The sequence below is a fragment of the Streptomyces sp. NPDC050856 genome (genome assembly GCF_040653855.1).
Taxonomy (GTDB): domain Bacteria; phylum Actinomycetota; class Actinomycetes; order Streptomycetales; family Streptomycetaceae; genus Streptomyces.
Genome location: NZ_JBFAGV010000014.1, coordinates 144543 through 155165, shown reverse-complemented (window position 1 = coordinate 155165; position 10623 = coordinate 144543). Strand labels below are relative to the sequence as shown.

Below are 10623 nucleotides of genomic sequence, written 5' to 3'. Positions count from 1 at the left end.
CCGGTGACGCCGTTCATCGCGATCCGCACGGTCCTGCGTGTCACGGAGGTCCCCCCAGGGTCGTGGGCGCCGGGCACCGGGACCGTTCGGGAGATCGTCCGAGAGGAGGGACGTCGATGAGCACGAAGGACTTCGTGGAGAAGGACTACTACAAGGTTCTCGGCGTCCCCAAGGACGCGACCGAGGCGGAGATCAAGAAGGCGTACCGGAAGCTCGCCCGCGAGTTCCACCCGGACGCCAACAAGGGCGACACCGGTGCCGAGGCGCGGTTCAAGGAGATCTCCGAGGCCAACGACATCCTCGGTGACCCCAAGAAGCGCAAGGAGTACGACGAGGCGCGCGCGCTCTTCGGCAACGGCGGGTTCCGCCCGGGCCCGGGCGGCGCGGGCGGCACGTTCAACTTCGACCTGGGCGACCTCTTCGGCGGTGCCCAGGGCGGCGGCCAGGGCGCCGGTGGTTTCGGCGGCGGACTCGGGGACGTGTTCGGCGGCCTGTTCGGCGGCCGGGGCGGCGCGGGTCCGCGCACCCAGCCGCGCCGGGGCCAGGACGTCGAGTCCGAGGTGACGCTCAGCTTCACCGAGGCGGTGGAGGGGGCCACGGTCCCGTTGCGGATGTCCAGCCAGCAGCCGTGCAAGGCGTGCTCGGGCACCGGCGACAAGAACGGCACCCCGCGGGTGTGCCCGACCTGCGTCGGCACCGGACAGGTGTCGCGCGGCGGCAGCGGCTCCTTCTCGCTGACCGACCCGTGCGTGGACTGCAAGGGCCGCGGGCTCATCGCCCAGGACCCCTGTGACGTCTGCCGGGGCAGCGGCCGGGCCAAGTCGTCGCGCACCATGCAGGTCCGCATCCCGGCGGGCGTCTCCGACAAGCAGCGGATCCGGCTGCGCGGCAAGGGCGCGCCGGGCGAGCGGGGCGGCCCGGCCGGTGACCTGTACGTCGTGGTGAACGTCGACTCCCACCCGGTGTTCGGCCGCAAGGGCGACAACCTGACCGTCACCGTGCCGGTCTCGTTCACCGAGGCGGCGCTGGGCGGCGAGATCCGGGTGCCCACCCTGGGCGGGCCCCCGGTCACGCTGAAGATCCCGGCGGGCACGCCCAACGGGCGGACCATGCGCGCGCGGGGCAAGGGCGCGGTCCGCAAGGACGGCACCCGCGGCGACCTGCTGGTGACCGTCGAGGTGGCGGTGCCCGGGGAGCTCGGCGACAAGGCGCGTGAGGCGCTGGAGACCTACCGTGAGGCGACCGCGGGCGAGGACCCGCGGGCGGAGCTGTTCCAGGCTGCGAAGGGGGCTTGAGATGGACGGACGCCGCCGCAATCCGTACGAGTTGACCGACGAGACGCCGGTGTACGTCATCTCGGTGGCGGCCCAGCTCAGCGGGCTGCACCCGCAGACGCTGCGCCAGTACGACCGGCTCGGCCTGGTCTCCCCGGACCGCACGGCCGGACGGGGCCGGCGCTACTCGGCCCGCGACATCGAACTGCTCCGGCAGGTGCAGCAGTTGTCGCAGGACGAGGGCATCAATCTGGCCGGTATCAAGCGGATCATCGAGCTGGAGAACCAGGTCGCGGCGTTGCAGTCCCGGGTCGCGGAGCTCACCGCGGCCGTGGAGGGCGCGGCGGCGGCGATCCGGCAGCGCGAGGCCCAGGTGCACGCCTCCTACCGGCGCGACCTGGTGCCCTACCAGGACGTGCAGCAGGCGAGCGCCCTGGTGGTGTGGCGTCCCCCCAAGCGCGGCGAGTGACCCTTCCGTGAGGCCCTTCCCGTACGGCGTTCCCGTCGTCCGGGGAGGGCCTCACGCCGTTCCGGGACCCCCGCCGGGCAGCCGCGCGGGCGGCCGGCGGGAGCTCAGTGGTCCTGCTCCAGGATGCCCGACTGGGCGATCAGGTAGCCGAGTTGGGCGCGGCTGCCGCTGCCCAGCGCGGAGGCGAGCTTGGCGATGTGCGCCCGGCACGTCCGTACGTTCATCCCCAGGCGGCGGGCGATGGCCTCGTCCACATGGCCCTCGACCAGGAGCCGGGCGATGGACCGCTGGACGCCGCTGACGCCGTTGAGGGCGGGCGCGTAACAGACCTCGTCCTCCCACGGGATGCCGCGCAGCCAGAACTGGTCGAAGACGCCGACCAGGTACTGCACCAGCCCCTCGTGGCGCAGCTCCAGGGCCACCTGGCGGTCCCGGCGGGCCGGTACGAAGGCCACCTTCCGGTCGACGATGATCAGCCGGTCGATGATCTCCTCAAGGGTGCGGACCTCCAGGCCGTAGGGGGCGATGCGCTCCACGTAGGCCATGGTGGCGGAGTGGTGGCGCGCGGTGTGCTGGTACAGCGTCCGCATGCGCACCCCCCGGCCGAGCAGCGGCTCGACCCGGCGCAGCCCCGCCTTGACGGTCTCCGGCTTGCGCCCGCTGCCGGGCTGGATGGTGAGCAGCTCCGTGGTGCACTCGTCCATCACCCGGTCCAGGGTGGCGTTGATCAGCGCGAGCCCTTCCAGGACGCTGACGGCCTGGGTGGTCGGCGGCACGGACGCCTTGATGGTCATGAATGGCTCGAAGGTGTCGGCCAAGGAGATGGCCAGCTGCCTGCGCTCCTGGATCTCGCGCTCGATCGGGTGTATCAGCTGGTTGAGCGCGATGGACGGAGGTATCGGCCGGAGCCACTGGGCATCGTCGGGATCCGGATGCAGCAGGGCGAGTTCGAGGAGGCAGGGCGCCCCGTCCGCCTCCGACCGCGCTATCCGGCCGGCCCGCAGAGCCGTCGCGTACAGATGCTTCCCCGCTTCGCACAGCTCACCGTCCTGGCCGTGGCTGTGCCCTCTGTCCGTATCGCCCCTCTTCGACTGCATTTGCACCCCCCTCAGGGTCCTGTATTTCAGGAACATGATGCCTGGCCTGCCTGGTGCAAGCGTTCGGAGTGAGCCATCGTCTTACTCGCGGGGGAGGAGGTAAGGACAAAAAGAGGTGGAGATCGTCCATGACCAGGATGGTTCGTGCACTTAGCGTCATAGCTGTTGGCGCCGCGGCTGCTCTCGGCGCTGTCGCCACCAACGGCGAACCGACGTGGGAGAGCGAACCCGCAGGGAGTGTCGTCGCGGGGGAGCCCACGTGGGATTTCGCGCCGCGCGCCGCGGGGGAGTCCGCCCGGGACGTCACCCCCACCGGTTGGCGTGAACCGACATGGGACGTCGCACCGGGTTCGGGTGAGCCCACGTGGGACAGCGCTCCCACCGCGTGGCGTGAACCCACGTGGGAGGCCGCCCCGGCGGTCACGGGCGCATGAACGTCCCTGACGACTCGCGCTTCCGCCGCGAGATGGCGTCCGCCTACCGTTCCGGGTGGCATTTCATCGATCTCGTCACCGCCGTGCCGCACGGTGGCGATTCGTTGATGGTCACCCTCTTCGGTGAGCCGATCGTCATCACCCGGGGGGACGACGAGGACATCCGCGCCTACCGCTGCCTTCGCCGCCCCCGAGGGGCCCCGCAGCCCGTCCGCTGCGCCATTCGCTACGGCATGATTTTCGTCAACCTCGACCAGCGCGATCACCAGCTCGTCGAGCCGGAGACCACCACCGCCACCCCCCGCAGCGCCTGAGCGGTTCCCCCGTCGTTGTAAATCGCTCGGGTGCTTCCCCCACACAACGGCGCCATCGTGGACCTGAAACACGATGGCGCCGTTGTGCTGCCCCGGTGCGCCCGGGGTTCCCGGCACGCCGCGCCGTCCCCCCACTCCCGCCGCCACGCCCTACGCGCGGCCCATCGCCCGGGTCAGGGCGATCTCGATGACCACCCGGTCCGGATTGGGCGACGGGGTGCGCCCGTAGCGCTCCGCGTAGCGCGCGACCGCGTCGGCGACCGTCTCCGCCTCCGTACGGACCCTCGCCACGCCCTCCAGCGTCGCCCAGCGCCCCTTGTCGACCTGGCAGACCGCCACCCGGGCGCCCTCGGGGCCGGCCGCCAGGACATTGGCGACCTTGCGGCTGTGCTTGTTGGTGATCACCCGGGCGATGCCCTTCTCGCCGCCCTCCGGGTCGTAGGTCACCCCCACCGCGACGACGTGCGGAGTGCCGTCCGGGCGAGGCGTGGTCAGGGTGCACATGTGGTACTCGCGCCAGAAGGCGAGGTACGAGTCGCCGGGGTGGCGGGGGTCGATGGCCATGTGCCGGAACCTACCGGGGGTGGCTACCGCCCACCACCTTGAGTGGAATAGACTCAAGTTTGTGTACGTTGGATGAGTCAAAGACTGGCATCAGCCATTCGCAGCCGAGGAGGAGAGACCCGCCGTGGACGCCGAGCTGACCAACAAGAGCCGGGACGCTCTCAACGCCGCCACCAGCCGTGCGGTGTCCGACGGGCACCCGGACCTGACCCCCGCGCACCTGCTGCTCGCGCTGCTGTCGGGCCAGGACAACGAGAACATCACCGACCTGCTCGCCGCCGTCGAGGCGGACCAGGCCGCCGTCCGGTCCGGGGTGGAGCGGCTGCTGGCCGCCCAGCCCAGCGTCACCGGCTCCACCGTCGCCCCGCCGCAGCCCAACCGCGAGCTGCTGGCCGTGATCGCCGACGCCTCGCAGCGGGCCCGGGAGCTGGGCGACGAGTACCTGTCCACGGAGCACCTGCTCATCGGCATCGCGGCCAAGGGCGGCCGGGCCGGGGAGCTGCTGGCCCAGCAGGGGGCCGGCGCCAGGGAGCTGCTGGACGTGTTCGAGAAGGCAAGGGGAGGACGCCGGGTGACCACACCCGATCCGGAGGGCCAGTACAAGGCCCTGGAGAAGTTCGGCACGGATTTCACCGCCGCCGCGCGGGACGGCAAGCTCGACCCGGTCATCGGCCGGGACCAGGAGATCCGCCGCGTCGTGCAGGTCCTGTCACGCCGCACCAAGAACAACCCGGTGCTCATCGGTGAGCCCGGCGTCGGCAAGACCGCCGTCGTGGAGGGACTCGCCCAGCGCATCGTCAAGGGCGACGTCCCCGAGAGCCTGAGGAACAAGCGCCTGGTGGCCCTCGACCTCGGCGCGATGGTGGCCGGCGCCAAGTACCGGGGCGAGTTCGAGGAGCGGCTCAAGACCGTCCTGTCCGAGATCAAGGCCAGCGACGGCCAGATCATCACCTTCATCGACGAGCTGCACACGGTCGTCGGCGCGGGCGCCGGCGGTGACTCCGCCATGGACGCCGGCAACATGCTCAAGCCGATGCTCGCCCGGGGCGAGCTGCGCATGGTCGGCGCCACCACCCTGGACGAGTACCGCGAGCGGATCGAGAAGGACCCGGCCCTGGAGCGCCGCTTCCAGCAGGTCCTGGTGGCCGAGCCGAGCGTCGAGGACACCATCGCGATCCTCCGCGGCCTCAAGGGCCGGTACGAGGCCCACCACAAGGTCCAGATCGCCGACTCCGCGCTGGTGGCCGCCGCGACGCTCTCCGACCGGTACATCACCTCCCGCTTCCTGCCCGACAAGGCCATCGACCTCGTGGACGAGGCGGCCTCCCGGCTCCGCATGGAGATCGACTCCTCGCCCGTCGAGATCGACGAGCTCCAGCGCGCGGTGGACCGCCTGCGCATGGAGGAGCTCGCGCTCAACAACGAGAGCGACCCGGGCTCCCTGCAGCGGCTGGAGAAGCTGCGCCGTGACCTCGCCGACAAGGAGGAGGAGCTGCGCGGCCTGACCGCCCGCTGGGAGAAGGAGAAGCAGGGCCTCAACCGCGTCGGTGAGCTGAAGGAGAGGCTGGACGAGCTGCGCGGCCAGGCCGAGCGGGCCCAGCGCGACGGCGACTTCGACACCGCCGCCAAGCTGCTGTACGGCGAGATCCCGGCCGTGGAGCGGGAACTGGAGGAGGCCAGCGAGGCCGAGCAGGAGGCCGCCAAGACCGCCGACGCGAAGAGCACCATGGTCAAGGAGGAGGTCGGCGCGGACGACATCGCCGACGTCGTCGGTGCCTGGACCGGCATCCCGGCCGGCCGCCTGCTGGAGGGCGAGACGCAGAAGCTGCTGCGCATGGAGGACGAGCTCGGCAAGCGGCTGATCGGCCAGACCGAGGCGGTACGGGCGGTGTCGGACGCGGTCCGGCGCACCCGCGCGGGCATCGCCGACCCGGACCGGCCCACCGGCTCGTTCCTCTTCCTCGGCCCGACCGGTGTGGGCAAGACCGAGCTGGCCAAGGCGCTCGCCGACTTCCTCTTCGACGACGAGCGGGCGATGGTCCGGGTCGACATGAGTGAGTACGGCGAGAAGCACAGCGTCGCGCGGCTGGTGGGAGCTCCTCCCGGCTACGTCGGGTACGAGGAGGGCGGCCAGCTCACCGAGGCGGTGCGCCGCCGCCCGTACAGCGTGGTGCTCCTGGACGAGGTGGAGAAGGCGCACCCGGAGGTCTTCGACATCCTGCTCCAGGTGCTGGACGACGGCCGCCTGACGGACGGCCAGGGCCGGACGGTCGACTTCCGCAACACCATCCTGATCCTGACCTCCAACCTGGGCAGCCACTTCCTGATGGATCCGGTCAGCAGCGAGGAGCAGAAGAAGGAGCAGGTCCTGGAGGTGGTCCGGGCCTCCTTCAAGCCGGAGTTCCTCAACCGCCTGGACGACCTGGTGGTCTTCTCCGCCCTCGACCGGGAGCAGCTGGCGCACATCGCCGACCTCCAGATCGCCCGCCTGGCCAAGCGGCTGGCCGAACGCCGGCTCGCCCTGGACGTCACCCCGGCCGCCCTGGAGTGGCTGGCCGCCGAGGGCCACGACCCGGCGTACGGCGCGCGCCCGCTGCGCCGCCTGGTCCAGACGGCGATCGGCGACCGGCTCGCCAGGGAGATCCTGGCGGGCGAGGTCAGGGACGGCGACACGGTCCGAGTGGACCGGGACGCGGACGGCGACGGCCTGGTCGTGGGCCCGGTGAGGTGAACCCCCCGTGCCCGGCCACCCCGTTCCGGCCCGGCCGCCACGTCCCGCTGCGGCCTCGCCGCGGGCCGGATCCTGTCAGCTCCCAGCGGATCGCCGGTTCCCGGGCTTGCCAGCCCCCGCCCGGGATGGGAGAGGATGGCCGCAATCGTACGAAGGGAAATTCACGGTGAGCATCGACCCGTCCTCGATTCCGAATTTCGGGGGCCAGCCCCAGCCGCAGCAGGCCGCAGGACCGGCGGGCCCCGTCGTCCCGGACCAGGACCTGGTCAAGCAGCTGCTCGACCAGATGGAGCTCAAGTACGTCGTCGACGACGAGGGTGACCTCGCGGCGCCGTGGGAGGAGTTCCGCACGTACTTCATGTTCCGGGGCGAGGACGACCAGCAGGTCTTCTCGGTGCGGACCTTCTACGACCGGCCCCACCCGGTCGAGAACAAGGAGAAGATCCTCGAGACGATCGACGACTGGAACCGCCGCACCCTGTGGCCCAAGGTCTACACGCACCTGCACGAGGACGAGCAGGGCGGCGCGACCGTCCGGCTCATCGGCGAGGCGCAGATGCTGATCGGCACCGGGGTGGCCCTGGAGCACTTCGTGCAGTCGACGGTCAGCTGGGTGCGCGCCTCGATCGAGTTCGACAAGTGGCTCCTGGAGCAGTTCGGCCTGGTGGCCGAGGGCGACGAGGGCCCCGACGTCGAGGCCTGACCCCGGTCGTGCCCCCGGCGCTCCCGGGGTGCCCCCGGGCCTGAGCCCGAAGCGGTGCGCGGGGCCCGTGCCGCCGGTGCGCTACAGCGCCATCGTGGCGAGCGTCAGCAGATAGGTCCCGTAGCCGAACGAGAGCCCGGCCAGGGCCGCGATCACCACGATCGCGGCCCGCGGCCGGGCCTTTCGCAGCGCGCACGCCAGCGGCAGCAGCAGCGGGAAGGCCGGCAGCAGGAAACGCGGCTTGGACTCGAAGAATCCCGACCCGCCCACCGCGATCACCACCAGCACCGCCGTGTAGACCAGTACCACCAGCGGCGGCCGGTCCAGCACCAGCAGCGCGAACAGCAGCACCCCCACCCCCGTCAGCACCAGCGACACCGTGAAGCCCAGGTCCATGGGCCGGGTCGCGACCGTGCGCGCGAAGCGGACGGTGCCCGCCCCGAAGTCGAACCGCGACGTCCAGCCGGCCTGCACCGCGAAGTACCCGCCCAGCAGGTCCCCGGTGCGCGAACCCACCCACAGCAGGTAGCCCGCCCAGCCGGCCGGTGCCGTCGCCGCCGCCGCCCAGATCCGCCAGTCGGTACGGCGCTGGTCCCTGAGGAGCCGGTACAGCTCGTACACCGCGGCAGCGCCGACCGCCGCCGCCACCGCGACCCCGTTGGGCCGCGAAGCCCCGGCGAGCGCCGCCAGCACGCCCGCCCACAGCCAGCGCCGGGTGAGCACCGCGTACAGCGACCAGGCCGCGAAGGCCGTCAGCAGCGGCTCGGTGTACGCCATGGACAACACGATCGAGTGCGGCAGCAGCCCCCACAGCAGCACCAGCGTGGTCGCCACGGCCCGCCCGTGCAGCCGCTCGCCGACCAGGTGGATGCCCCAGGCCGCAGCCCCGGCCGCCGTCCAGGACACCAGCAGCCCGGCCGTACCGCCGCTCACCGGCAGGACGGCCGTCACCGCCCGCACGAGCCCCGGGTAGAGCGGGAAGAAGGCCATGTCGGACTGGACGGCGCCGTCCGGCCAGTGCAGGACCCGGCCGTAGCCGTGCGCGGCGATCCGCAGGTACCAGTCGGAGTCCCAGGAGCCCGCCAGCAGGGCGCGCGGCGAGCGGTCGATGTGCCACGCCCACAGCGCCATCACGGCCATCCCGGTGAGCCGGGCGGCGGCGAACAGCCCCAGCGCGGGCGCCGCCCGGAGCAGCGCGGCCCGGAGCAGGGCGGTCCGCCGGCGGGGAACCGGCCGGGCCCCGGCGCGGGCCCCGGTGCGGTCGAAGGTCTCGGCGGACGTCTCGGCGGACAGGGTGCACCTCCGGGCGCGCGTGATCGTTCACCCCGACCCTCCGGGGCGCGCGCGGACGGCGCGAGCGCAGGGCGCCCGCCCGGGTGGTGGCCGCCCGGAGCGGACCCGGCGCGCGCGTGTCGCCGTGACAGCGCCGCCCTGAGGCGCTAGCCCACCGCCGTCAGCCGCTGCACCGCGTCCGCCAGCACCTCCGTGCGCTTGCAGAACGCGAACCGGACGAAGGGCGCCCCCTGCTCGCGGTGGTCGTAGAAGACCGCCGTGGGGATGGCGACCACCCCGCACCGCTCGGGCAGCGCCCGGCAGAACGCGATGCCGTCGTCCTCCCCGAGCGGGCGGATGTCGGCGGTGACGAAATACGTGCCGGAGGGCCGGTAGACCTCGAAGCCGGCCCTCGCGAGCCCGTCGCCGAGCAGGTCCCGCTTGGCGCGCAGATCGGCGCGCAGGCCGTCGAAGTACGCCTCCGGCAGGCGCAGCGCCTCCGCGACGGCGTACTGGAAGGGCCCGGCGGAGACGTACGTCAGGTACTGCTTGGCCGAGCGGACGGCCGTGGTCAGGTCCGGTGCGGCGGTGACCCAGCCGACCTTCCAGCCGGTGAACGAGAAGGTCTTCCCCGCCGAGGAGATCGTGACGGTCCGCTCGCGCATACCGGGGAACGCGGCGATGGGCAGGTGCTCGGCACCGTCGAAGACCAGGTGCTCGTACACCTCGTCGGTGACGACGAGCAGGTCGCGCTCGACGGCCAGCGCGGCGACGGCGGCGAGTTCGTCGCGGGTGAGGACGGTGCCCGTGGGGTTGTGCGGGGTGTTGAGCAGGATGAGGCGGGTGCGGTCCGTGACGGCGGCGCGCAGCTCGTCCAGGTCCAGGACGAACCGCCCGCCCTCCGGGCGCAGGGTGACCGGCACACGGGTGCCGCCGGCCATGGCGACGCAGGCGGCGTGCGAGTCGTAGTACGGCTCCAGCGCGATCACCTCGTCCCCCGGCTCGACCAGCGCGAGCAGCGACGCGGCGATGGCCTCGGTGGCGCCCGCGGTGACCAGGACCTCCGTGTCGGGGTCGTACACGAGGCCGTACCGCCGCCGCTGGTGCTCGGTGATCGCGGTACGCAGCTCGGGGACGCCGGGCCCGGGCGGGTACTGGTTGCCGCGGCCGTCGCGCAGGGCGCGGACCGCCGCCTCCCGGATCTCCTCCGGGCCGTCCGTGTCCGGGAAGCCCTGGCCCAGGTTGATCGAACCGGTGCGGACGGCGAGCGCGGACATCTCCGCGAAGATCGTCGTGCCGAACTCGGCGAGGCGGCGGTTGAGCGGCGGTCGTTTCATGGCGGCCATCCTGGGCCGAACGTCCGGGGTTCCTCAAGTGGGCTCCGGACCGCGGCGGCACTCGCTCCTCCCGGCCACCCGGCCGCCTCCCGTCCCGCTCCTGTCCGGGGTGCCGTCCGGGGTGCGAGCGGCCCGTACGGCACCCCGGACGGTGGCCCGTACGGCGGTCCGGTGCGGCGGTCCGGTGCGGCGCGGTCGGGGAGCGCGGCCGCGCCGGAAGCTCTGGACTTCCTCAATTCGGATTGGGCCGGGGGAGCGGGTGGGCATCCCCCTCACACGAACGACACGGGGGAGGGTGAATCGCATGGAGTTCGGAATGATCTTCGCCGCTCTGCTGATCCTGGCGGGCGCCGCGGTGCTGGTGAACGTGGTCTCCGGCGGGCGGAGCGGAAGGCGCCGCCGGGCCCGCTACGGCACCGCCGCCGGAG

Annotated in this window: 9 protein-coding genes; 5 read left to right on the top strand and 4 right to left on the bottom strand. The window is 72.4% G+C overall.

All coding sequences use genetic code 11. The features are described from left to right. Positions 1–116: 116 nt before the first annotated feature. On the top strand, positions 117–1295 hold the full coding sequence (gene dnaJ, locus AB0H53_RS15915) for a molecular chaperone DnaJ (protein ID WP_362112452.1): 1179 nt from the start codon (positions 117–119) through the stop codon (positions 1293–1295). Between the two features lies 1 nt (position 1296). Then, positions 1297–1743 carry a helix-turn-helix domain-containing protein gene (locus tag AB0H53_RS15910; RefSeq protein ID WP_362112449.1) on the top strand — a complete coding sequence of 149 codons (447 nt, stop codon included), beginning with the start codon at positions 1297–1299 and terminating at the stop codon, positions 1741–1743. A gap of 104 nt (positions 1744–1847) precedes the next feature. Here the strand turns inward: AB0H53_RS15910 and AB0H53_RS15905 are convergent, their stop codons facing one another. After that, complete coding sequence (locus tag AB0H53_RS15905) at positions 1848–2840, bottom strand: helix-turn-helix transcriptional regulator (RefSeq protein WP_362112446.1); 993 nt, start codon at positions 2838–2840, stop codon at positions 1848–1850. 430 nt (positions 2841–3270) lie between these two features. On the opposite strand from AB0H53_RS15905, the gene AB0H53_RS15900 reads away from it, so the two are divergent. Next, positions 3271–3588, top strand: coding sequence for a (2Fe-2S)-binding protein (locus tag AB0H53_RS15900; RefSeq protein WP_362112443.1), 318 nt, complete (start codon positions 3271–3273; stop codon positions 3586–3588). 150 nt (positions 3589–3738) lie between these two features. On the opposite strand, the gene AB0H53_RS15895 is transcribed toward AB0H53_RS15900, so the two are convergent. Then, entirely contained in the window at positions 3739–4152 is a 414-nt protein-coding gene (locus tag AB0H53_RS15895; RefSeq protein WP_362112440.1) for a pyridoxamine 5'-phosphate oxidase family protein, read from the bottom strand. 124 nt (positions 4153–4276) lie between these two features. Here AB0H53_RS15895 and clpB point away from each other — a divergent pair, with 124 nt between their 5' ends. Beyond that, a complete protein-coding gene (gene clpB / locus AB0H53_RS15890) occupies positions 4277–6883 on the top strand; it encodes an ATP-dependent chaperone ClpB (RefSeq protein WP_362112437.1) in 2607 nt (868 codons plus the stop codon). A 166-nt stretch (positions 6884–7049) separates the two neighbouring features. Then, positions 7050–7586 carry a YbjN domain-containing protein gene (locus AB0H53_RS15885; protein WP_362112435.1) on the top strand — a complete coding sequence of 179 codons (537 nt, stop codon included), beginning with the start codon at positions 7050–7052 and terminating at the stop codon, positions 7584–7586. Positions 7587–7667: 81 nt separating this feature from the next. Here the strand turns inward: AB0H53_RS15885 and AB0H53_RS15880 are convergent, their stop codons facing one another. Further along, positions 7668–8726, bottom strand: a complete 1059-nt coding sequence (locus AB0H53_RS15880; RefSeq protein ID WP_362112432.1) for a hypothetical protein — start codon at positions 8724–8726, stop codon at positions 7668–7670. 299 nt (positions 8727–9025) lie between these two features. Continuing rightward, positions 9026–10195 carry a pyridoxal phosphate-dependent aminotransferase gene (locus tag AB0H53_RS15875; RefSeq protein WP_362112430.1) on the bottom strand — a complete coding sequence of 390 codons (1170 nt, stop codon included), beginning with the start codon at positions 10193–10195 and terminating at the stop codon, positions 9026–9028. Between the last annotated feature and the right edge of the window lie 428 nt (positions 10196–10623).

What these genes read in the sequence shown, in the direction of transcription:
- dnaJ (WP_362112452.1), top strand. Translation starts at nt 117, where the DNA reads ATGAGCACGAAGGACTTCGTGGAGAAGGACTACTACAAGGTTCTCGGC.
- AB0H53_RS15895 (WP_362112440.1), bottom strand. Translation starts at nt 4,152, where the DNA reads ATGGCCATCGACCCCCGCCACCCCGGCGACTCGTACCTCGCCTTCTGG.
- AB0H53_RS15910 (WP_362112449.1), top strand. Translation starts at nt 1,297, where the DNA reads ATGGACGGACGCCGCCGCAATCCGTACGAGTTGACCGACGAGACGCCG.
- AB0H53_RS15880 (WP_362112432.1), bottom strand. Translation starts at nt 8,726, where the DNA reads ATGGCCGTGATGGCGCTGTGGGCGTGGCACATCGACCGCTCGCCGCGC.
- AB0H53_RS15900 (WP_362112443.1), top strand. Translation starts at nt 3,271, where the DNA reads ATGAACGTCCCTGACGACTCGCGCTTCCGCCGCGAGATGGCGTCCGCC.
- AB0H53_RS15905 (WP_362112446.1), bottom strand. Translation starts at nt 2,840, where the DNA reads ATGCAGTCGAAGAGGGGCGATACGGACAGAGGGCACAGCCACGGCCAG.
- AB0H53_RS15875 (WP_362112430.1), bottom strand. Translation starts at nt 10,195, where the DNA reads ATGAAACGACCGCCGCTCAACCGCCGCCTCGCCGAGTTCGGCACGACG.